The sequence below is a fragment of the Corynebacterium epidermidicanis genome (genome assembly GCF_001021025.1).
Classification (GTDB): Bacteria; Actinomycetota; Actinomycetes; order Mycobacteriales; family Mycobacteriaceae; genus Corynebacterium; species Corynebacterium epidermidicanis.
Map to the genome: position 1 here is coordinate 1,323,757 of NZ_CP011541.1, position 21,975 is coordinate 1,345,731.

General features: G+C 57.4%; 16 protein-coding genes and 1 tRNA gene. 3 read left to right on the forward strand and 14 right to left on the reverse strand.

The window, feature by feature from the left end; genetic code table 11:
* Positions 1 to 157: 157 nt before the first annotated feature.
* The 11 genes from CEPID_RS06200 to CEPID_RS06250 all read right to left on the reverse strand — a co-directional run bounded on the left by CEPID_RS06200 (position 158) and on the right by CEPID_RS06250 (position 15,127).
* Positions 158 to 1,297 (reverse strand): ABC transporter ATP-binding protein, encoded by a 1,140-nt coding sequence (locus CEPID_RS06200; RefSeq protein ID WP_047240220.1) that lies wholly within the window; start codon positions 1,295 to 1,297, stop codon positions 158 to 160.
* A 97-nt stretch (positions 1,298 to 1,394) separates the two neighbouring features.
* Entirely contained in the window at positions 1,395 to 3,098 is a 1,704-nt protein-coding gene (locus CEPID_RS06205; RefSeq protein ID WP_047240221.1) for a formate--tetrahydrofolate ligase, read from the reverse strand.
* A gap of 239 nt (positions 3,099 to 3,337) precedes the next feature.
* On the reverse strand, positions 3,338 to 4,648 hold the full coding sequence (locus CEPID_RS06210) for an anaerobic C4-dicarboxylate transporter (RefSeq protein WP_047240222.1): 1,311 nt from the start codon (positions 4,646 to 4,648) through the stop codon (positions 3,338 to 3,340).
* A 402-nt stretch (positions 4,649 to 5,050) separates the two neighbouring features.
* A complete protein-coding gene (gene aspA / locus CEPID_RS06215) occupies positions 5,051 to 6,490 on the reverse strand; it encodes an aspartate ammonia-lyase (RefSeq protein ID WP_047240223.1) in 1,440 nt (479 codons plus the stop codon).
* A gap of 457 nt (positions 6,491 to 6,947) precedes the next feature.
* On the reverse strand, positions 6,948 to 7,793 hold the full coding sequence (gene hisG, locus CEPID_RS06220) for an ATP phosphoribosyltransferase (RefSeq protein ID WP_047240224.1): 846 nt from the start codon (positions 7,791 to 7,793) through the stop codon (positions 6,948 to 6,950).
* 16 nt (positions 7,794 to 7,809) lie between these two features.
* The gene (locus CEPID_RS06225; protein WP_047240225.1) at positions 7,810 to 8,073 is read right to left on the reverse strand and encodes a phosphoribosyl-ATP diphosphatase; all 264 of its coding nucleotides are present in this window, start codon (positions 8,071 to 8,073) and stop codon (positions 7,810 to 7,812) included.
* A gap of 5 nt (positions 8,074 to 8,078) precedes the next feature.
* Positions 8,079 to 8,786, reverse strand: a complete 708-nt coding sequence (locus tag CEPID_RS06230; RefSeq protein ID WP_047240226.1) for an HAD family hydrolase — start codon at positions 8,784 to 8,786, stop codon at positions 8,079 to 8,081.
* An 11-nt stretch (positions 8,787 to 8,797) separates the two neighbouring features.
* A complete protein-coding gene (gene metH / locus CEPID_RS06235) occupies positions 8,798 to 12,373 on the reverse strand; it encodes a methionine synthase (protein ID WP_047240227.1) in 3,576 nt (1,191 codons plus the stop codon).
* A 71-nt stretch (positions 12,374 to 12,444) separates the two neighbouring features.
* The gene (locus tag CEPID_RS06240; protein ID WP_047240228.1) at positions 12,445 to 12,825 is read right to left on the reverse strand and encodes a hypothetical protein; all 381 of its coding nucleotides are present in this window, start codon (positions 12,823 to 12,825) and stop codon (positions 12,445 to 12,447) included.
* A gap of 78 nt (positions 12,826 to 12,903) precedes the next feature.
* Positions 12,904 to 14,181, reverse strand: a complete 1,278-nt coding sequence (gene mshC, locus CEPID_RS06245; protein WP_047240229.1) for a cysteine--1-D-myo-inosityl 2-amino-2-deoxy-alpha-D-glucopyranoside ligase — start codon at positions 14,179 to 14,181, stop codon at positions 12,904 to 12,906.
* Between the two features lie 76 nt (positions 14,182 to 14,257).
* Positions 14,258 to 15,127: an undecaprenyl-diphosphate phosphatase gene (locus CEPID_RS06250; protein WP_407921609.1), complete on the reverse strand. Its 870-nt coding sequence runs from the start codon at positions 15,125 to 15,127 to the stop codon at positions 14,258 to 14,260.
* 132 nt (positions 15,128 to 15,259) lie between these two features.
* Here CEPID_RS06250 and CEPID_RS06255 point away from each other — a divergent pair, with 132 nt between their 5' ends.
* Both CEPID_RS06255 and CEPID_RS06260 read left to right on the forward strand, forming a co-directional pair.
* Positions 15,260 to 16,405, forward strand: coding sequence for a YncE family protein (locus tag CEPID_RS06255; RefSeq protein ID WP_047240230.1), 1,146 nt, complete (start codon positions 15,260 to 15,262; stop codon positions 16,403 to 16,405).
* Between the two features lie 77 nt (positions 16,406 to 16,482).
* The gene (locus tag CEPID_RS06260) at positions 16,483 to 17,538 is read left to right on the forward strand and encodes a quinone-dependent dihydroorotate dehydrogenase (protein WP_144413552.1); all 1,056 of its coding nucleotides are present in this window, start codon (positions 16,483 to 16,485) and stop codon (positions 17,536 to 17,538) included.
* 2 nt (positions 17,539 to 17,540) lie between these two features.
* Here CEPID_RS06260 and CEPID_RS06265 read toward each other — a convergent pair whose 3' ends face one another.
* Genes CEPID_RS06265 through CEPID_RS13685 form a run of 3 tightly spaced genes read right to left on the reverse strand, consistent with a single transcriptional unit; the run spans position 17,541 to position 21,503 of the window.
* Positions 17,541 to 18,077, reverse strand: a complete 537-nt coding sequence (locus CEPID_RS06265) for a YbhB/YbcL family Raf kinase inhibitor-like protein (RefSeq protein WP_047240232.1) — start codon at positions 18,075 to 18,077, stop codon at positions 17,541 to 17,543.
* 26 nt (positions 18,078 to 18,103) lie between these two features.
* On the reverse strand, positions 18,104 to 19,864 hold the full coding sequence (locus CEPID_RS06270) for an ABC transporter ATP-binding protein (RefSeq protein WP_047240233.1): 1,761 nt from the start codon (positions 19,862 to 19,864) through the stop codon (positions 18,104 to 18,106).
* Positions 19,854 to 21,503 (reverse strand): ABC transporter transmembrane domain-containing protein, encoded by a 1,650-nt coding sequence (locus CEPID_RS13685; RefSeq protein WP_047240234.1) that lies wholly within the window; start codon positions 21,501 to 21,503, stop codon positions 19,854 to 19,856. The genes CEPID_RS06270 and CEPID_RS13685 overlap by 11 nt, the downstream gene beginning before the upstream one ends.
* 121 nt (positions 21,504 to 21,624) lie before the next feature.
* Here CEPID_RS13685 and CEPID_RS06280 point away from each other — a divergent pair.
* Positions 21,625 to 21,710: transfer RNA gene (locus CEPID_RS06280), tRNA-Leu, on the forward strand.
* The last annotated feature ends 265 nt before the right edge of the window (positions 21,711 to 21,975 follow it).

Genomic DNA, 21,975 nt, shown 5'->3' on the forward strand with positions numbered 1-21,975 from the left:
TGGGCAGGCCAATGGTTATTACCGGCCTGGTGACCTGTGGGGACCTCTCTCCTTGTCTCGGTTGTAAACTTCCCCAACGTCCCAAGGGGACGTGGGCAAAAAAAGAACCCGGCTGCCCCACGCATGTGGTACAACCGGGCTGCACAGTTCCAACCGCCTAGTTAGGCAGCCGCTCCCCTGTGCTGGCGAGGAAGTTGTGCTGCTCGCCTTCCTTGATTTTCACCCACACGATCGCGCCAGCCCCCGGAGCTGTGTGTGGTGCCGTGCGGATCACGATCTGGTTGTCGGCGGAGTTGTGATCCGGGTTGGAGTCCGTACCGGAGCTGATAGAGCCGCCGCCTTCGAGCACGCCGTAAATGTAGGCATCGGAGCCAAGCTCCTCGACGAGCGTAACTCGAACTGGGAATGCCCCAGGAGTGCTTTCTGCTACCAGGTCGAGGCTTTCAGGTCGGAATCCGATGACGACTTGCTTTTCACCAACGGAAGCAAGTGCTTCCTGGGTAGCGGCCGACAGCGGGATGCGGGCCTTGCCCGTGACACCAATGCCATCCTGGACATCAAAAGTGCCGAGGTTCATAGCCGGTGAGCCAATGAAACCTGCAACGAACTCATTGACGGGCGTTTCATAAAGCTCGCGTGGAGTGCCGACCTGCTGCAGGATACCTCGGTTAAGTACGGCGATGCGGTCACCCATCGTTAGGGCCTCGGTTTGGTCGTGGGTAACGTACAGGGTGGTCACGCCTAGTTCTCGTTGCAGAGCAGCGATCTGCGTACGGGTCTGCACGCGCAGCTTGGCATCCAAGTTGGACAATGGTTCGTCCATCAAGAACACCTTCGGCTTGCGGACGATTGCCCGGCCCATCGCCACGCGCTGACGCTGGCCACCAGACAGCGCCTTCGGCTTCCGGTCGAGGTATTCGGTGAGGCCCAGCGTGCGAGCGACTTCCTCTACTCGGCGATTGATTTCTTCTTTCGACTGGCCCGCGATTTTCAGCGCGAACCCCATGTTCTCGCGCACACTCATGTGTGGGTATAGCGCATAGTTCTGGAAGACCATCGCAATATCACGGTCTTTGGGCGCCTCTTTCGTGACGTCTTTGCCGTCGATAAGCACGCGCCCATCGTTGACTTCTTCCAAGCCAGCAAGCATACGCAGGGTGGTTGACTTGCCGCAGCCCGAGGGTCCGACGAGTACGAGGAACTCGCCATCTGCGACATCGAGGGTGAAGCTATCCACCGAAGGGGTGGTGGCGCCAGGATAAATCCGGGTGGCGCGGTCAAAACTAACAGTTGCCATGAGAATTTCCTCCATCGGCAGGTACGTGCCGAACGATCCGAGTGATGAGGCAGGTGCACAGCGCTTATCGACGCACACCTGTCCCCAACTCTAGCACCTAAAACAGCCCGGAAATTTGGCCTTCATCATCTACATCAATGTTGAGCGCGGCCGGTAGTTTCGGCAGGCCCGGCATCGTCATCACATCGCCAGTGAGAGCAACGACGAAGCCTGCGCCCGTGCGAGGTCGTAATGCGCGAACGTGCAGAGTATGGCCCGTCGGAGCGCCGAGAGCGCTCGGGTCGTCGGAAAAGCTGTACTGGGTTTTTGAAACACAGACGGGGAGCGTGTCCCAGCCATTAGCCTTCAAGTAAGCCAAGTCCTTCAGAGCCTGGCCACTGAGCTGAACACCGGCTGCGCCATAGATTTCGCGGGCGATGGTGTTCAAGCTTGCTTCAATGCCGAGTGCTGGATCGTAGAGTGGCTGGTTGGTGGGCTCGTGTGACTCGAGGTATTCCAGGACGGCGTCGGCAAGCTCGCGGGCCCCTTCCCCACCTTGGGACCACACCTCGGTTTCCACCACTCGGAAGCCCAGCTGAGCACCCCACGTCTTAACGAGGGCAACTTCCTCGGAAGTGTCAGCGGTGAATCGGTTCAAAGCTACGATCGGTGTTTGGCCAAACTTGGCAATGTTGGTGCAGTGTCGGGTAAGGTTTGCCAGACCTTGCTCGAGCGCGACCAAGTTTTCCTGATTGAGTTCCTCGCGGGAGAGGCCACCATTGAATTTCAATGAGCGAATCGTCGCGACCACGACAACGGCTGAGTAATCAAAACCACCGGCACGGGCCTTTATGTCGAAAAACTTCTCCGCGCCAAGGTCAGAACCGAAACCAGCCTCGGTGAGCACAATGTCCGCATACTGCATAGCCGTATTGGTAGCGATGAGCGAGTTGCAGCCGTGCGCGATGTTGGCAAATGGACCACCGTGTACGAAAGCTGGGGTTCCACCCAGGGTTTGCACCAAGTTGGGGTTGATTGCATCGCGCAGTTGGGCAGCCAGCGAGCCAGCTACCTGTAGATCTTTGACGAAAACCGGTTGCTGGTCGTAGTTTTGGCCGACGACGATATTGCCGATCCGCGTCTTCAAATCCGCGAAATCCTTGGCGAGGCACAACACTGCCATGATCTCTGAAGCGGCGGTGATGTCAAAGCCAGTTTCAATTGGCGTGCCATGGGCAGGGCCACCGAGCCCAGTGACGATATTGCGTAGGGAGCGATCGTTGACATCGAGGCAGCGACGCCACGTAATGCGACGAGGGTCGATCCGCAGCTCGTTGCCCTGCTGAATGTGATTATCAATCAGGGCGGCCAGGGTATTGTTCGCTGCAGCGATGGCATGCAAATCGCCGGTGAAGTGCAGGTTGATGTCATCCATCGGCACGATCTGGCTGTAGCCACCTCCGGCGGCGCCGCCTTTGATACCCATGACAGGGCCTTGCGATGGTTCCCGAATCGCTACGATAGTTCGCTGCCCAGCGGCACGCACCGCGTCAGACAGACCGATCAACACGGTCGACTTGCCCTCCCCTGCTGGAGTTGGTGACATTGCGGTCACCAAAACCAAGCGAGCGCAATGTGCCTTCTCACCCAAAGAAGCGACGTCGATTTTCGCCTTGTTACGGCCGTATCCAATTACCGCAGACACCGGCAGGCCTGCGCGCTCGGCTATGTCGGAGATGGGAAGAAGTGAGTGTGTAAGCGCGATTTCGGCATCGGATGGCTGGGGCTGCACAGTTGGTTCGGCAGGCTGCTTAAATGTCATGACTATTACTCTATCCAGTTGTGGCGAGTTGGGGAATGGAATATAAGCGTTGATTGCCTTCGAGGTTGCTCAGATTTGGCGGCGGCTTCAGGCGGTCAGTGCAACATTTTGTACCATCTGAAAGGCACTCGGCGCGCCGCTAGTTGATCGGCGCGACCACGCACGAAAACGCCTTCGAGCTAGCACCAGCAAGCGTCGCCGGTGCTAGCTCGAAGGCCGCATCTATCGGGGCAGTTGAACTAGATCATCACAGACCCGAAGAGGAAACCGAGAATCACTGCAAAAGTGATGGCCAGCGTACCTGGGATGATGAAGGAGTGGTTGAAGACGTATTTGCCGATTCGCGTAGAACCGGTGTCGTCCATTTCGACCGCTGCCAGTAGCGTTGGGTAAGTAGGCAGGATAAACAGTGCGGACACTGCTGCGAAGGAGGCGACAGCTGTGAGTGGGGAAACCCCGACGGCAAGAGCTGCCGGAAGCAGAGCCTTAGCGGTCGCCGCCTGGGAGTACAGCAGTGCGGCGGCGAAGAAGAGCACCACAGCGAGCATCCAAGGGTAATCCTTGAGCACGTTTCCGGACAGGCGCTTGATGTCTTCGATGTAGTGGTTAATCAGCGTGGTGCCCAACCAGGCGACACCGAGCACGCAGATGCAGGCAGACATCCCAGAGCGGAACACTGAGGTTTGCAGGATGGTGTCAGCCTTGAGCTTGCAGATGAGGGTGATTGCCGTTGCTGCGGCCAGCATGATGGCCATGATGGCTTCGTTGCGTGGGATGCTTGGATTCTTAATTAGTCCTACCTGGTCGGAGATGGCGGTGGCGTAAGCCATGACTACCAAGATGGCAACCAAGAAGATCATGACGGAAGCCTTGGCGCCCTTTACTGGGGTGTAGTCGTTTTTACCGCTCGGCGGTTGAACGGTGCCGTTGGCGAGGCGCTCCTGGTACACAGGATCGTCTTTGAGGTCCTTGCCGAGGAAGTTCGTGATGAACGCGGCGAGGATAACGGCGATGAAAGTAGACAGCAGGAACACTGCCAGCATCGACAGGTAGCCAACGCCGAGTGGCTCCATGAGGGAGGCCATGAACACTACGGCTGCGGAAATTGGTGATGCCGTAATAGCCATCTGAGAAGCGACGACAGCGATTGAAAGTGGACGGGATGGGCGCACGCCTCCTTCTTTCGCCACTTCAGCGATAACGGGGAGCGTCGAAAAGGCTGTGTGGCCGGTTCCGCAGAACACGGTCATAAGCCAGGTGACGATTGGCGCCCAAATCGTAATCTGCTTGGGGTTCTTCCTGAGTGCTTTCTCGGCGAGGTAAACGAGGTAGTCGAGACCACCAGCTTTCTGCATGGCGGCGATAGCTGCGATGACAGCCATGATGATGCCGATAACATCGAATGGAATATCTTTGATGGTCACGGGCACGCCGGTCAGTCCTAGGAGCAGAACGCCAGCGCCACCCGCGAAACCGATTGCGATGGAGCCGAGGCGCGCGCCTAGAAAGATCGCGGCGAGAACGATGATGATTTGAAGTGCGAGTAACACTTTGAAACTTCCCTTGGGTCGGTCGCAGTGGACCAGGCCAGATCACTGAACCGGCACTGCACTACGGGGTAGCCTGGCCGGGAAGGTCGATGTGGCACGAAGTGGTGGATGTCTTCGGCTCGTTTCACTCTTAGCCGCGCACGTCGTTGCGATCGTGTCTCAAGTATCCCGCTCAACCAGGACTATTCACTTATGAAAACTTACTAATACTAATTATGAATCAACTGTCCGATTGTGTCCAATGAGTGTGGGTATTCCCACAAAGCATGGCTGGGTAGTTGGCCGCTCTGCCTTATCGACGCCAGCCACCTGCGATTCCTCTAGAGTTGAACCCAACCAACCGCAAACAATCGGGCGCAACTACGGTAAACTGCCCACATTGCGCCCGATTCTGCTAGTTGTTTAATCCTCGTAGAGCTTGCCTGAGTAGCGAGGCGCCATCAGGTTTTCCTTGGAGAGGACTTCGTCGAGCTTAGCCTCGTCCATCAGCCCCTTCTCGAGAACGAGCTCACGAACACTACGACCGGTGGCCGCAGCTTCCTTGCCAATCTTGTCGCCAGCCAGGTGGCCAATGAATGGGTTGAGGTAGGTGATGATTCCGATGGAGTTGTCCACGAAAGCGCGGCAGATGTCTTCGTTTGCGGTGATGCCAACGATGCACTTTTCGCGCAGGGTTTTGACAGCGTTGGTCAGCAGGTTGATCGACTCGAAAATCGCCTGTGCCAGCGCTGGTTCCATCACGTTGAGCTGAAGCTGGCCTGCTTCTGCTGCCATCAGGACAGTGATGTCATTGCCGAAGACCTTGAAGCACACCTGGTTAACAACTTCAGGGATAACCGGGTTGACCTTCGCCGGCATGATCGAGGAGCCAGCCTGCATTTCTGGCAGGTTGATTTCCTTGAGACCAGCACGTGGGCCAGAAGCCAACAGACGAAGGTCGTTGCAGATCTTCGAGATATTCATGGCAGCTTGCTTAATCGCCGCGTGTGCGTGCATGTAGCAGGAGTTGTCATAGGTAGCAACCAGAAGATCAGGAGCGCCCTTGATCTCAAGGCCAGTCACCTCAGCCAACGCCTTGACGATGGCATCCTGGAAGCCTTCTGGGGTGTTGAGCCCAGTGCCGATTGCTGTGGCACCAAGGTTCGTGGTCAGCAAAATCTGCACTGCCTGCTCAAGGAAATCGGCCTCCTCCTTAATGCCGTGCCCGAAGGCAGCGAATTCGCCACCGAGCGTCATGGGCACTGCGTCTTGCAGCTGGGTGCGACCCATCTTAAGCACGTCTTTGAATTCTTCGCCCTTGGCAAGGAACGCCTCAGAGAGGAAATTCAGTTCTTTAATCAGGCCCTGAGATGCGTGGAAGATTCCGAGCTTGAGTCCTGTTGGGTAGGCGTCGTTGGTGGACTGCGCCATGTTGACATCGTCATTGGGGTTCAGATCATGGTAAGAACCCTTTGGTTTGCCCATGTGTTCCAGCGCCAGGTTGGCCACAACCTCGTTGGTGTTCATGTTCATCGAGGTGCCAGCGCCACCCTGGAAGGCATCGGTTGGGAACTGGTCCATGCAGCGGCCCTGTTCAAGGATCTGATCGCAGGCCCACACGATTGCCTCGTACTTGTCCTTTGGCAGGGTTTTGCAAGCGCGATTAGCCATCGCGGTGGCCTTCTTTACCTGGACCATGCCGCGAATGAAGTCAGGGACGTCATTGTGGGTCTTGCCAGAGATGGCAAAGTTTTCTACGGCACGCAGCGTATGGATGCCGTAGTAGTGTTCGTTGGATACTTCTTTGGTACCCAGCAGGTCCTCTTCGACGCGGGTGCCCGCAGCAAAGTTAGTCTCAGTCATTGTTCTCTGATCTCCTTCTACCCTCTGGGGGTATCAGTATCGTGTATCTGTTCGCGCGATTGTGTTCAGAGACCGACTATCAACACCCTGCTGGTCCCGGAACTGCCGGGGTATAAGGTCTAGCCGTCGGTGAACCGCTGTCTGCGAACGGTGGGCAGAGCTTAATGCTTTTTAAGTTCCAATTCTCAGTCTACGTACGTTTTTGGATAAAGCCACGTCCAACCGGGCAAAATCGGGTCGTCGTGATGTGACATTTCAGACAGGAACTAGAAGTTGAATGTGGGAAAACCAACCAGAATCGCCAAACGTGCCAATCAAATTGTTCAACACCCCTGCGTGCTCAGGGTGGAACCCCAAGCTGCAAGCCGCGCCTAAAGAACAGGCCCGACCCTTTGGCGGAACCAAAGTGTCGGGCCACTGTCGTATCTACCCCTCTATTGGGGCACATATGTGGGGGTTACATCCGGGCAATTCGGATTTCGGACGCCAAGATGGCACGCGCTCCAATACCGGCGAGCTCATCCATGACTGCATTTGCTTGCTTGCGTGGGACCATCGCGCGGACTGCTACCCACTCCGGGTCTGCTAATGGGGACACGGTTGGCCCATTGATGCCTGGAGTGACTGCCACCGCTTCGTCGAGAAGCGTGCGGGTGACGTTGTAGTCGAGCATGAGGAAGTTTTGTGCGTGCAAAATTCCTTCGATGCGGCCTAAGAAAACGCGGTGGGCGTCGGTGAGTTCGATTCCCTCCCGGCCCACGACGATTGCTTCCGAGTCGCAGATGACTGGACCGAACGGGACCAGGCCTTGCTTGCGCAGTGTGCGGCCGGTGGAGACGACGTCAGCGATTGCGTCGGCAACTCCGAGTCGGATTGAAATCTCTACTGCCCCATCGAGCCGGATGACTTCGGCCTCAATGCCTCGAGCAGCGAGGTCATCGCGGACCAAATTGGGGTACGAGGTGGCAATGCGCAGGCCGGATAAGCTGTCGATAGTAAATTGAGCTGACTGCGGCGCGGCATAGCGAAACTTCGATGCCCCAAACCCCAGCTTCATCACTTCGGAGACTTTTGCCTTCGCGTCGCCAGCCAGATCCCGACCGGTGATCCCTAAATCCAGGTGACCTTTGGCGACGTAGATGGCGATATCTTTCGGGCGTAGGAAGAAAAACTCCACGCCGTTTGCCTCGTCGAGAACGGTTAGCGCTTTCGTATCTCCACGCTGGGCATAGCCGGCTTCCTTGAGGATTTCTACCGTGGCGTCGGACAGAGCGCCCTTATTTGGGACTGCAACTTTGAGCATGTTTATTCACTGCTTCCTACAGATATTTGTAGACATCTTCCGGAGAAAGCCCCCGGGCGATCATCACGGTTTGGGTCCAGTAGAGCAACTGGGAGATTTCCTCCGCGAGCTCGTCGTCGGATTGGTATTCAGCAGCGATCCACACTTCGCCTGCCTCTTCGATGACTTTCTTGCCCAGATGATGCACGCCCTTATCCAAGGCAGCAACGGTGCCGGAACCTTCTGGACGGGTCTCAGCACGATGGGCAAGTTCTACAAAGAGGGAGTCAAAGTTCTTCACCCAAACTATTGTTGCATAATTTCCACGATATGCGCGTTAATTTTTGCATACCACTGCATTAAATCCACCGGGGTGACCCCCAAAAAGGAGGAACTACCGTGCAGCTGGGCTAGCGGGAGCACTTCTGGAGGTACCACTATCTCCTCGGAAGCTGGCAGACCAACAACCCGGCACCCCGCCGACGCCGCGGCTGCCATGCCGGTGGCCGAGTCCTCAAACACAAGGCATTTCGCGGGTGCCACCCCAAGCCGGGAAGCAGCCGTGGCGTAAATCTCCGGGTCGGGCTTGCCACGGGTCACTTCATCACCGCACAGCGTATCGACGAAGCGTTGCCGGCCAATCGCATCGATGGCCGGGTCGGCCAGCTCACGCGGCGTGTTGGTGACCACCATCATGGGGACTTTGTGCGCCACCAATGCGTCGAGAAGCTCGGCGACCCCAGGGACCAAAGTGAGGTCTGTGGCGAAAAGCTCACTGACCCGCCGGTACATCTGTTGCCGGTGCATCTCTCGCTGTTGTGGAGTGAGTACCACTCCGGCGAATTCCTCGCAGATCCGGATGGTGTTGGCAAAGGTGCCGCCGACGGTGAGCTCCCGAATCGCTGGGGTGAGCCGGCGACCGATCGCCTCGCTCATCTCGTAGGTTGCAATACCCCACAGTGGCTCCGAGTCCACGAGGGTTCCGTCCATGTCCCACAAGATCGCTTCATACACGTCTACCTATCTTAAACGTTAAAGTACGACGCTTCCGGGTGATACAGCACGAAGGCATCGGTGGACTGCTCTGGGTGCAGCTGTAGTTCTTCAGAAAGCTGTACGCCGATGCGGCCGGCATCCAGCAACTCGACCAGCGCTTTGCGGGAATGCAGGTCCGGGCAGGAACCGTAGCCGAATGAGTATCGAGCTCCGGAATAGTCCAGGTCGAAGAACCGACGAGGATCGGTGGCATCGGCATCTGAGACCTTCCGGTCGCCGGACAACCGCAGTTCGGCGCGAACGCGGGAGTGCAGATACTCCGCTAGCGCTTCAGTCAGCTGCACCCCAACTCCGTGCAGTTCGAGGTAGTCCCGGTAGCTGTTTTCGGCGAAGAGTTCTTGCGCTAGATCTGCGATCGGTTGCCCCATCGTCACCAGCTGGAACGGCAGCACATCAACTTTGCCAAGTTCGCGGGCACGTTTGCGACTGGCCACGAAGTCCGCAATGCACAGGAATTTCCCGCGCTGCTGCCTCGGGAAGCTAAAACGCGTGCGAACCGGTGCGTTTGGACGTGGCTCAGTCAGCACCAGCAAGTCCTGCCCTTCCGACACGACGGGGAAATAGCCGTAGACTGCCGCCGCGTGATCAAGAATCCGGCGCTGTTTGAGCTGGTCCAGCAGAAAACGCAGGCGAGGACGGCCTTCGGATTCCACCAGGTCCTCGAAAGTTTGTGAGGAACCTTTGGTAGGTTTGAGTCCCCACTGCCCCATGAACAACGCGCGCTCGTCAAGCATTGGGAGGTATTCAGACAGTGCGATCCCCTTGACCACGCGCGTCCCCCAAAACGGAGGCTCGGCAATCTCGTGGCTTTCTGATACCTCCGAGCGAGCAGGCACCTCCGGCTCGGGTGCTGCTTGTCGACGCTCCTCGGCGATTCGGAGCGAGCGTTGTCTGCGTCGCTTACGCTCCGCCTTCTTTTCCTCAGCGATCGCCGCTTGTGCGCGTTGTTCTTCGGTAGCGTCGCCGCGTTTGAGGGCCATGATGTGGTCCATCAAGCTCAAGCCCTCGAAGGCGTCTTTGGCGTAGTAGACGTCGCCGTCGTAGATCTCGTCCAAGTCATGTTCGACATAAGACCTGGTCAGTGCGGCACCGCCGAGCATCACCGGATAGTCCGACAGATCACTTGCGTTGAGTTCGACGAGGTTGTCTTTCATCACCACCGTCGACTTCACCAACAGCCCCGACATGCCGATCACGTCAGCCTGGTGCTCTTGCGCGGCTCGAGCTATCTCGGAGATGGGCTGCTTGATGCCCAGGTTGATGACTTGGTAGCCATTATTCGACAAGATAATGTCCACTAAGTTCTTGCCAATATCATGCACGTCGCCTTTAACCGTCGCGATCACCATGGTGCCCTTTTGCCCCGTGGAATCAGTCGCGGTCATGAACTGCTCGAGGTAGGCCACCGCTGCCTTCATGGTTTCTGCCGATTGCAGCACAAACGGTAGCTGCATTTGTCCAGAGCCAAACAGCTCCCCGACGGTCTTCATGCCGTTGAGCAAATCCTGGTTGATGATTTCGATCGCAGATTTGGTCTGGAGTGCTTCATCGAGGTCCGTCTCGAGGCCGTTCTTCTCGCCGTCGATAATGCGCTGCGCAAGTCGCTCAAATAAAGGCAGCGCGGCGAGTGCTTCGGCCCGGGCATCCTTGGCGGTGCTGGCGTCAACTCCTTCGAACAGCTCCATGAACACCTGCAACGGGTCATAGCCTTCGCGACGCCGGTCGTAGACCATATCTAGCGCGACCAACCGCTGACGGTCATCGATGCGGTTCATCGGAATGAGCTTCGACGAATGAGCGATGGCGGTGTCGAGGCCTGCTTCGATGCATTCGTTGAGGAAGACCGAGTTCAGCACTTGCCGGGCAGCTGGGTTGAGGCCGAATGAGATGTTAGACAGTCCCAAGGTGGTGTGGATCTCGGGGTAGGCCGCCTTGAGCTGGCGAATGGCCTCGATGGTTTCGATGCCGTCGCGTCGAGTTTCCTCCTGACCGGTAGAAATGGGGAAAGTGAGACAGTCGACGATGATGTCTTGATAGTCCAGCCCCCACTCGGTGGTGATCGTGTCGATGAGTCGGCTGGCCACAGCTACCTTGTGCTCGGCGGTGCGCGCTTGCCCTTCCTCATCGATGGTGAGCGCAACGACAGCGGCGCCGTGCTGCTGAGCGAGCCGCATGATCCGTTGAAAGCGAGAATCCGGGCCATCGCCATCTTCAAAATTGACGGAGTTCAGCACACATCGTCCCCCGAGCTGCTGCAAGCCTGCCTCCAGAACGGCCGGTTCCGTGGAGTCCAGCATGATCGGCAGCGTCGTCGCGGTGGCCAATCGTGCTGCCAATTCAGCCATGTCGTCCCGGCCGTCGCGTCCGACATAGTCGACGCAGACGTCCAGTAGGTGCGCCCCGTCTCGCGTTTGCCCTTTGGCGATATCGATGCACTTTTCCCAGTCCCCTGCGAGCATCGCCTCCCGAAACGCCTTGGAGCCGTTTGCGTTGGTGCGTTCACCGATGATCGTGATGCCGGTATCTTGCGTCAAGGGTACCGACTGGTAGAGAGAACTCACCGCGTCTGCAGGCCGACGCTTTGTCTCGTTGCCGGTGTCCGTGCCGGAAATTGCGAGTTGGTCAATACGGCGGCGAAGTTGGTGGATATGCTCCGGAGTCGTGCCACAGCATCCGCCGACCATGCGCAAGCCGAATTCACTAATGAATCCCTCGAGTGCCGTGCCCAAATCTTCAGGACTAAGCGGGTAATGCGCCCCATTCGGTCCGAGGACTGGCAGACCCGCATTGGGCATGACGGAGACAGGGATCGACGAATGCTGGCTGAGGTAGCGCAGGTGTTCGCTCATCTCGGTGGGGCCAGTGGCGCAGTTGAGACCGATCATGTCGATACCCAGCCGCTCCAACGCTGTCAAAGCTGCGCCAATTTCGGAACCTAAGAGCATCGTGCCCGTGGTTTCCACCGTCACGTGCACGACGATTGGCAATTCGCGATTGGCCTCGGCAAAAGCTGCGCGGACCCCAAGGACGGCCGCCTTGACCTGGAGCAGGTCCTGTGCTGTCTCGATCAAAATGAAATCAGCGCCGCCCCTGATCAGGCCCAAAGCAGCAAGACGATAATGGGAGCTTAATTCCGAATAGCGAGCATGCCTTAACGACGGCAACTTGGTGCCAGGGCCCAATGCTCCAGCCACGAAGGTGCCTGGGAATTCGTCAGCTACTTCCCTAGCAATGCGAGCCCCAGCCTCGGCTAGCTCTTCGCAACGTTCGGCTATGCCGTAGTCGGCTAAGTTCGGCAGGTTGCAGCCGAAAGTGTTGGTTTCTACAAAATCGGCACCGGCACGAAAGTAGTCCCGATGGATCTGTGCGATCACGTCCGGCCTGGTGACATTGAGGATCTCGTTGCAACCCTCAAGTTCGAGAAAGTCCGTGGTCAAATCCAGCTCAATTGCTTGTAGCTGGGTGCCCATCGCCCCGTCGCCCAAGAGGACGCGATCAGCGAGGGCAGTGAGAAAAGGGGATGTTTTCGGGCAAATACTGTTCATAGAATAGACAGCTTAGTATATTGTTGGTTGAGTTTGTGGCACCAACCCCCAACAAAAACGAACCGAGCTGACTATTCGAGTTCAGGTATGTTGTCAAGCACGTCAGATTCGGAGTCCACACGGGCCACCGCATTGCGGATAAGCTCGTTCAATTCAGCCTTTTCCTCGGGCTCGACAACGGCATCCGCATTCTTAGAGTTGAAGGCATCGATATCATTAATCACTGCTGTGACAGCTTCGTTGATTGCCTCCGGAACCACCGGCGCCTCCAAAGCATCAAGGGTGTCTAGAAAGCCCTCGAGGATTGCCCGAAGCTTAGGCAAGACAGCAGGGTCGAATGGCTGATCCCAGAATTCGCGCTCATCGGCACGCAAGTACGAACCAGTGGCAAATTCTTCAAGATTGGCGATGAACTCGTCTACAGCGGGTTGAAAAGAGGCACGGATCGTCATAGTTGAATATTCTCCCCTATTCGCTGTGGATCTGCAGGCTGATGTCACATTATTTAGCCCCACCGAATAATTTTTCGGTTAGAGCTTGAGCCCCAGCAAACTATCCAACGCTAGGCTGACCATGTCGCCGGCTGCGCGTGAGTTTCCCACTTCCTTACTTTCTTGCGTACCGGAGAGGATTTGTTCGGCCCAGGCGTCGATACTGCGGATGGCACGTGGCGTGTCGAGGTCGTCGGCAAGCGCGCTGCGTACCTCAGTTATAAGGGCGAGGGCGTCGGCCACAGATGACGCGGAAGCGGTGGCTTCCCGCCAGGTGGCAAGCCGGTGCTCGGCCTCGGTGAGGACCTCATCAGACCAATCGCGATCGCTGCGGTAGTGACCAGCGTAGAGCCCAAGGCGGATGGCCGCGGGGTCGTGCCCGGCAGCGGTCAGCTTGGAGACAAATACCAGGTTGCCTAAGGATTTTGACATCTTCACACCGTCGAGGGCGATCATGCCCGCGTGGGCATAAATATCCGCCATGCGACCAGCCTCTGGGTACGCGGCTTCCGCATGGGCTGCGGAAAATTCATGGTGCGGGAACTTGAGATCCGAACCACCACCCTGGATCGCGAAGTGCGGGCCCAGGCGGTTAGTGGCGATGGCAGAACATTCGATATGCCAACCAGGGCGTCCTGCCCCGAAAGGCGCATCCCAGGCGGGTTCTCTTTCTCGATGTGCGCGCCAGACCAGTGCATCCAATGGGTCGCGCTTCCCCGGTCTGTCTGGGTCACCTCCGCGCTCGGCGAACAGTGCCATCATCTGTTCGCGGTCGTAATTTGACTCGTAGCCAAATGTTTCGGTGGCTGAGACACTGGCATAGATGTCGGGGAATTGTTGGTCGTCGACAACATAGGCAGCGCCGCAATCCAAGAGTCGTTGGACCAGATCGATGACTTCGTCGACGATGTCCATCACCCCGACATAATCCCGAGGTGGGATCACGCTTAACGCCGTCATGTCTGAGCGGAACAGTTCAATCTGTGATTGCCCCAGCTCGCGCCAATCCACACCGTCTCGGGAAGCACGCTCGAACAGGGGATCATCGACATCGGTGATGTTTTGCACGTAGTGCACTGTGTGCCCATTGTCGAGGAGGACTCGTTGCGCCAGGTCGAAGGCAACATATGTGGCGGCGTGTCCTAGGTGGGTCGCGTCGTAGGGCGTAATACCGCACACGTACATGCCGGTGTCCCCGGTCTTCGGTGCCACAACTTGCTTGAGCTTTTGGTCTGCAGAATCATACAATTTCAACGGAACGGGGGCGCCAAATTCAGCTGGCAGAAATGGGACCTGCGGCTGCGACCAAGAGTACATGTTATCTACCTTACATTTAGGCGTGGTTGGAAATTGCTATCGACCGCGCCACCAAACTGGGGCGCTGAGCTGTGTACTAAGGGGTCAACACCCCGGCGGCAAGTAAACCCATGACTGCCAGTCCGGCTGGAATGCGATATGCCGCGAACCAGGAAAATGAGTTGTTCGAGACAAACTTGAGCAACCAAGCAATGGAGGCATATCCCACCACGAACGCGATTCCTGTACCCACCAATAGCTGCACGCCACTAGCCGCCTGCCCGGAAGATGGAGCGAAGGCATCTGGCAGGGAGAAAATGCCGGATGCAAGTACCGCGGGTATAGCAAGCAAGAAGGAAAAGCGCGCAGCGACTTCTCGATCCAAACCAAGGAAAAGCCCTGCTGAAATCGTGCCGCCGGAACGCGAGACGCCAGGAATCAAAGCCAGGCACTGTGCGAGACCCATCAAGATTGCGTCGCGCATGGTCAACTGGTCAAAGCTGCGCTTTTTGGTGCCATACTTTTCCGCTGCAATGAATACGAATGAAAACAAGATCAGCACTGAAGCGGTAATCCACATGTTGCGCAGTGCGTCGCGAATGAAGTCCTTGCCCAGATAACCCAGCACTGCCACCGGCAGTGTGCCGACGATAACCATCCACCCCATCGCATAATCAAAGCCCCGTTCGCTCTTGTTCACAAGGCCTTTGAGCCAGCCGGTGGCAATCTTGACGATGTCTTTGAAGAAGTAGACCAAAACCGCAGCCTCGGTGCCCAACTGGATCACTGCGGTAAACGACGCCCCAGCATCTCTGCCCCACAATAGATCAGAAATAATCCGCAAGTGTCCGGACGAACTAACCGGCAAAAATTCGGTCAGTCCCTGAACAATGGACAGCACAATCGTCTGCGACCAGGTCAGCGAATCGTGCGCGGGAGCAGCTGCTAGCAAAGTCTCGTTAATCACTTGTCATAGGTTACCCTCCGTTGGAACATAAGGAGCCCATCCGGCCTTGCGCACAGACTAGGAATCCGCTGCGAATTAGTTAGCTGTACGCCTCGACCAGCGAAATTAGTCGCTCTGCTACTCTTAGGTGCTGTGAAGAAGTCCGAAACTTTTCGACGCTTAACAGCCCACAAACGCACCGCCGCCCTTTTTCTCGCTGCCTGCACCGTGAGCTTTGCGGCGACTGCCTGCATTCCCGGCGTCCCGCAAGAACAGCAGGCTGAGCAGCAACCTTCGGGGGCGGAGACGTTGTCGAATGCCGTCGGCAAGGCCACTCCGGTCAAGTCCCCCACTGCGAAGCAGCCAGCTGGTGAGCTGCTGGACCTAGGCCCGGACTTCGCCGCTCTACAAGACGTCGAGGCCGCGGGAGACGTATTGGCGCTGCGTTCTGAATACTCAATAGCTATCGGCACAATTGAGCAGCTCAAGGCAAAGGAGTTCAAGACTCTGACGATCAATAAGAGCTGCGGCGAGCTCAGTGCCACGTCAAACGCGTTCGTGCTGGCATGTCCAACCGCACTCAACGGAGGCGGTGGCGGCGGACAAGTCGCGATCATCGATGCCCAGAATCCGGACTTGCGCAATGTCCGATCGGCGCCCATGAAGTTCACCAGTGCCGCGTTGACTAGTAATGGCGTCGTTATTGCGGGATCAAGCGAAGAAAATGATGTCTATGCCTTCCGTGGCAACGACTCGGGCAATGCCAAGCGTATCCGAACTGATCGCAAAGCAGATCAGATCGTCGCCAGCCCAATCCCGGGAAGCCGAGACGCTGTCGTCTTCATCGACCGCAACGCGACCGTGATTCAGGGAGTCGACTACCCCAACAATGCGCCCGGAGCAGCCTTGCGCATGGGAGTCGGTGTGGGAAGCATCGCCCCAGGCACTGAAGGCCTCGTCTTCGCCGCCGACACCCTCGGTCATCAGTTCGGTCTCTATACCGACACCGACGTGCTGCGTTTGCATCAAACATTGCCTACCGATGCCTCGCCCTGGGCAATCGTAGCTGATAGCAAGCACGAAGCGGTCTGGGTAGCTTCCAATGCGCACAACACTGTGCAGGCATTTACCTACAACACGGGGGTGCCGGTAGGCCATGGGAAACTCGACACCATCGCCGATGTGCGTTCCATGGCGATGACTGAAACAGGCTCGTTGGTTCTCGTGTCTGATTCCGGGCCCGGGGTTCAAGTAATTTCGGACGTGGCAGTCCAACAGGCCGTCGCAAAGCAAAACTAGAGATAAGGGAAACCACATTGTCCAAGCAGCTGCGCCCCCACCCACTACGTACCGCTGCCTACCAACGCGCGCTGAGCATGATGTTTCACCTGCGCGCCGAGCGGATCCACGTGCTGATGATGCGAGCCTTGACCGCATTGCACCGCGCCACCCCGATCAACCGTGCGCTAGAACGTGTCTTGCCAGTACATGATGTGGCGTTGGAACAAGAAGTATTCGGAGTGACTTTCCCTCGCCCGCTCGGGCTCGCCGCCGGCTTCGATAAGAATGCTTCGGCTGCAGACGCTTGGTCCCCCTTAGGTTTTGGTTATGCCGAACTCGGCACAGTTACCGCCCAGGCGCAGCCAGGAAACCCTACTCCCCGACTGTTCCGCTTGCCGGCTGACAAGGCCATCCTCAACCGGATGGGGTTCAATAACCGTGGCGCAGCTGTCGCGGCCGAAAACCTTCGGCGCCGCAAATCCGATGATGTGATTGGTATTAACATTGGGAAAACGAAGGTGGTGGCTGCGGAGGATGCAGTAGCCGACTACCGTGCCTCTGCCTCGCTCCTGGGCGATTTGGCGGATTACCTGGTGGTAAACGTGTCCTCGCCTAACACGCCAGGGTTGCGGGATCTGCAAGCAGTGTCCTCCCTACGTCCCATCTTGGCTGCAGTGGTGGAATCAACGTCTGCACCGGTGCTGGTGAAGATTGCCCCTGATCTCAGCGACGAAGACATCGTGGAGATCGCTGACCTTGCGAAGGAACTTGGCTTGGCTGGCATCGTGGCCACCAACACTACGATCTCCCGCCAAAACCTACGTACTCCAGCTGAAGATGTCGCGGATATGGGAGCCGGGGGTATCTCCGGTGCGCCCCTGAACGAACGCGCGCTCGAAGTATTGAAACTGCTGTATTCCCACGTGGGTGACGAACTCGTTATTATTTCTTCGGGTGGTATCACGAGTCCCCAAATTGCGTGGGAACGAATCGCCGCCGGCGCGACGCTCCTCCAGGGCTATACTGCGATGATTTATGGAGGACCGGACTGGATTCGTGACATCCACCTCGGAATTCTGGATCAGCTACGCCATTATGGCTTCGCTAGCATCTCCCAGGCCATTGGCTGTGGCCTGGAATGGAAAGACTAGCACTACTTGTTTTCGTGCCAACCCCAGTAGATCGACCGTGCCAGAGTATGGAAGTACAGGTTAAAGCCTAGAACGGTGGGGGTGGCATCGGCCGGAACGTCGAGTTCTGCCACGTCGAGTGCGTGGACGGCGAACAGGTAGCGGTGCGGAGCGTGGCCTGCTGGTGGGTTTGGCCCGTAGTAGCCACGTTTGCCGGAGTCACCGACCAGAGTAACCGCCTGAGCGATTCCCCCTAGGGTTTCATCACCGGCACCAGAAGGCAGCTCGGTGACGTCGGCAGGGATATTGAAAACTGCCCAGTGCCAAAAGCCGGCTGCCGTGGGAGCGTCCGGATCAAAACACGTGATTGCGAATGACTTCGTCTCTGCCGGGAAACCAGACCAAGAAAGCTGCGGTGAGACGTCGTTGCCACCGAGTTGCGGTTCTTTAAACGTGCCGCCGTTGGCAAAGTCGTCCGAGGTCAGGTCAAACGAAGGGTGTTCGCCCAGGGGTGCGTAGGGATCGGGGCCAGGGAAACGTGGATCAAGGTAATCAGTCATGTCTCCCTTATACCGAAAACTCGCCCCTACCGTTGCCAAGTTCGGAATAAATGTGCGTACTTTCCATCGAACTTCATGAGTTGTTCATGGGTGCCGGATTCGACGATCCTCCCCTGTTCCATGAAGACGATGTTGTCCGCGTCTTTTGCTTGATCTAGGCGGTGGGCAACGACCAGCGCAGTACGGCCTTGAGTTACTTTCCCGGCCGCTGCCTCCAAATCTCGAGCATTGTCACTACCTGCGTCTGCAGTTGCCTCGTCCAAGATCAACACTGGCGGATCACTGAGGAACAGTCGAGCCAGGCTAATTTGCTGGGCAACCTCTGGGCTCAATTCAGTGGCGCCCGATCCGATCAGCGTATCCAGTCCTTCTGGCAGCCAACGCTGGTAAGTAATGCTGTTTGGCTTCAGGCCTACTGCAGCAAGAGCTGTATCGAGCTCAATATCACTAGCGTGTGGAGCGGCCAGCAAAAGGTCATCGCGGACAGTGCCGGAGAACAAATGGACCTCCTGGGTAGCAAGCACTACATTGCGCGAAAGCCACTCCGCGGAAACATCCGCTGTGTTAATTCCGTCGACGCTTACTTGCCCATCCGTTGGACGAAGTCCGCCGGCAAGAATGGCTGCTAGCGTCGATTTGCCCGCCCCCGAAGCGCCCACCAGAGCGGTGGTGGAACCAGCCGGCAGCTCAAGATTGATGTCGTGCAACACCGCCGGACCGTCGCCGTAGGAAAACGAGAGGTTTCGGATTTCTACATCGGGCGCACCAGCGATGTCAGTGGGATCAGTGGAGCTACTTGTGGTGGCGTGGAACTGCGCGAGGGCCACCGCACGTCCCAGGGCGGTTAACGCGTGCTGGATTTCACCGGCGAAGAACATCAGGTTGAAGATGTGCACTTCCATCCGGGAGATCAACACCACGGATGCAGCTGCCGCACCCACCGTGATGTCGCCGCGTTGGGATAGGACCGCTGCCTCAACGAAGCCGAGGATCACCAGGGCTCCGTAGATCAGGCTGCCTTGCCAGGTCAGCCGGTTGATCAGTGGCATCCGGTCCGCTGCGGCATCGACGGTATCCCATGAGGCTGCCCGCATCCGGTTGAGTCCCCACTGTTGGAAACCAAAGGTCGTGAGTGTTTGTGCTCCGCGGATGGAATCCAGCAAAAGGTTATTGCGCTTGGCTTCCGCGACACTCACGGCATTCGCCGTGGCTGGAAAGAGGCGCAAGTTTGCGCGGGCAAATGGGAAAATGACCACGAGCAGGGCTACGAGGGTGATGCCGAATATCGGGTGGACCAGTGTCAATGCGATAAAAGTGAACGGGAACATCAGCCCTGTGATCACTAGGCGCACCCCGATTGCGTTGGCAACGCGCACTGTGGTGTCGATGTCTTTGGTCAATCGAGTAATAATGTTGCCCGTGCCAAGCGCCAGCGAGTCTGGTGTGGGCGCACGCAACGCTGAGCGGAGCGCTTGAGACCGCAGGGAGACGCTCAGTTTGCGTACGGCGGAGATCAGATAGAACTGCGCGCTGGATCGCCCCACCACTTCCACGAAAAGGACAACTATCAACACGCCGATGAGAAGGGGCACCGGCGTGTTGGATTCACCGCGGGCGGCGTCGACAAGCCAGCCGATAGCGCTTGAGCCGGTAACCAGCGACGTCATTGTGATGAGGAAGATCAGACTGACCGTCCACCACCACCGCTTGGACGGCCGGGCGGGCAAACTCGCAACGTATGCAAGGGTTTCTTTGATGGGCGCCGGGGCCAGGGCATCAGAACGCATATTTACGCAACTCCTCATCGGTGATGAAGTGATCGGCGACGGCGCGCCAGGCGCGGGAAGACGAAATGACGATCGTGGTGCGATGGCCTCGGTAGTCGTGGACACCTCGAGCAACAGCAGCGGCAGTCACCGCGTCGAGGCCGGTCGAAGGATCATCGAGTACCAGCACCTCCCCTGCATTAGCCAGCGCTCGGGCGATACACACTCGCTGTCGCTGCCCGCCGGAGAGATTCAATCCCGATTCACCCAGTGGCAACAGCGGAAGCTGACCATCCGGGCCGTAACCGCCCAGCCTATCGACGACATCATCACAGCACGCTGCCGCCAGCACTTCTCGGTGCTGGTTTGGGCTGAGCCTGCGCAACGGGTCAATGTTGTCCAACAAACTTCCTTCAAAAATTGCCGGATAGTGTGGCGGAAACGCCGCCTCCGGCCACTGTTGCCGGCTGTATTGCTGGGCGATAGCCCAGGCCTTCGAACTCTGCGCTGCCCAGACATGCAACCCGGGTTTTGCTGAGTTTTCAGCACATGTTTCTTGATTGCTCACACGTTCTGCACTCGTGTTGAGTTCGTTGTCGAGGTCTTGGACGCGTTTGCCCGAGGCGTTGGCGCGAGCCCAATACTCCGTAAAGAACCCGAGGGCATAGCCCGTCACGGTGAGTGCAGGTGGTAGCAGCAGCGCGACAGACACGAAGTGACCTGGGGCCAGCTCGCCGCTGGTTGTTTGCCAAGCAGCTAAGGACATGATGCCGGCGATGGTCACCAAAGGTATGGACTGTCGGATGAAAGTGGTGACGGCAGAGACTTTGGCGTCGGTAAGCATCGCATCGAGGGCCGTGTTGGCTGCCGTAGCGAAGCGTTGCTCGGCGAGATCAGTGGCGCCAAGCCCCTTGAGTACCCGGGCACCTTGAGCGAAGTCCGTAGCCAGAGAAATCGATGTTGATTCCGCGGCGCGACGAGTAGCGGAAATCTTTGAGATAGCCTTACCCGTGAAGAAGGAAACGATTGCGGTCGCTACCCCTCCCAGCAGAGTGGCGGTGCCGATAACCCAGCTGAACTGGTAGAAAGACACGGCCGTAGAAACCAGGTACGCGAGCATGACCAGTGGGAAATTCAACACTTGTTTTACTTGCCCGAGCTGATCAGAATCCTCGTCGATGGTATTCATTAACTCGCCTGGCGAACGCTGTATTTCGGGCCGATGCAACAACGAATCCGTCAGCCGCATCCGAATACTATGCACGGTGCGCACAACACCAAGGTCGGTGAGGGAATCAGCGGTGGAGTCAAGCAAGAAGACTAGGATCGTACAGACAGCGACAGTAACTAGCGGAGCGATCGCATCTGAAAGCAATCCGTTGCCGAACACTCGATCGGTGGCGTTACCAACAGTGGTGGACAGCACCACACCCGCGATCGCCGAAAGCACCATCGCTCCGACGACGATCCCCGCAGCCAGCGCATGAGTACGAAGCGCCCGCCACACGATGAACCGCGACTTGGATCCAGGCGCTGGCACAGAAAAAGGCTTCTCTACGCCCGGCTCCACCGGGACAAACCATGACCAGGTTTTCATTCGCGGCCACGGCCGTTCCCACCACCGTGCTGTGGGAGTTGGCTCGAGAGAAAAATCAGTCATGTGGAAATAATCTACCCTAAAATCACAACGACGAAACTAGGTTTTGAGCTGCAGATTTGTGGAAACTGAACAATTCAGGCTATTGTATTCCAAGTACCGAGCACGAGCTCGGAAACACCCAGCCCGGGTGGCGGAATGGCAGACGCGCTAGCTTGAGGTGCTAGTGTCCTACTAATGGACGTGGGGGTTCAAGTCCCCCCTCGGGCACAATGTGAAGTCTCGAGCCGCTGACTTAGATCAGTGGCTCGAGGCTTTTGTCATTGCTTACCACCACCGCGGATTGCCTTTCAGATGGTTCATTATCGCTAGCGCAGCCCCTTACAATCGAGGGTTAAGTAAAGAAAAGTGCGTCTCATCGGCGTGTCGCCGGCCGTGCGGGTTTGCTGCACAAGTGCTATGTCGTCGCTTCGGCGTAGTCCGACTACGTAGAACAGCGTTTTTTTAATGAATTAAATCCCACAGCGGTAGTCCG

Bases quoted from the DNA above. Each gene is read 5' to 3' on its own strand.
- CEPID_RS06260 (WP_144413552.1), top strand. From the start codon at position 16,483: ATGATGTTTCACCTGCGCGCCGAGCGGATCCACGTGCTGATGATGCGA.
- CEPID_RS06265 (WP_047240232.1), bottom strand. From the start codon at position 18,077: ATGACTGATTACCTTGATCCACGTTTCCCTGGCCCCGATCCCTACGCA.
- metH (WP_047240227.1), bottom strand. From the start codon at position 12,373: ATGAACAGTATTTGCCCGAAAACATCCCCTTTTCTCACTGCCCTCGCT.
- aspA (WP_047240223.1), bottom strand. From the start codon at position 6,490: ATGACTGAGACTAACTTTGCTGCGGGCACCCGCGTCGAAGAGGACCTG.
- CEPID_RS06200 (WP_047240220.1), bottom strand. From the start codon at position 1,297: ATGGCAACTGTTAGTTTTGACCGCGCCACCCGGATTTATCCTGGCGCC.
- CEPID_RS13685 (WP_047240234.1), bottom strand. From the start codon at position 21,503: ATGACTGATTTTTCTCTCGAGCCAACTCCCACAGCACGGTGGTGGGAA.
- hisG (WP_047240224.1), bottom strand. From the start codon at position 7,793: ATGCTCAAAGTTGCAGTCCCAAATAAGGGCGCTCTGTCCGACGCCACG.
- CEPID_RS06270 (WP_047240233.1), bottom strand. From the start codon at position 19,864: ATGCGTTCTGATGCCCTGGCCCCGGCGCCCATCAAAGAAACCCTTGCA.
- mshC (WP_047240229.1), bottom strand. From the start codon at position 14,181: ATGTACTCTTGGTCGCAGCCGCAGGTCCCATTTCTGCCAGCTGAATTT.
- CEPID_RS06240 (WP_047240228.1), bottom strand. From the start codon at position 12,825: ATGACGATCCGTGCCTCTTTTCAACCCGCTGTAGACGAGTTCATCGCC.
- CEPID_RS06205 (WP_047240221.1), bottom strand. From the start codon at position 3,098: ATGACATTTAAGCAGCCTGCCGAACCAACTGTGCAGCCCCAGCCATCC.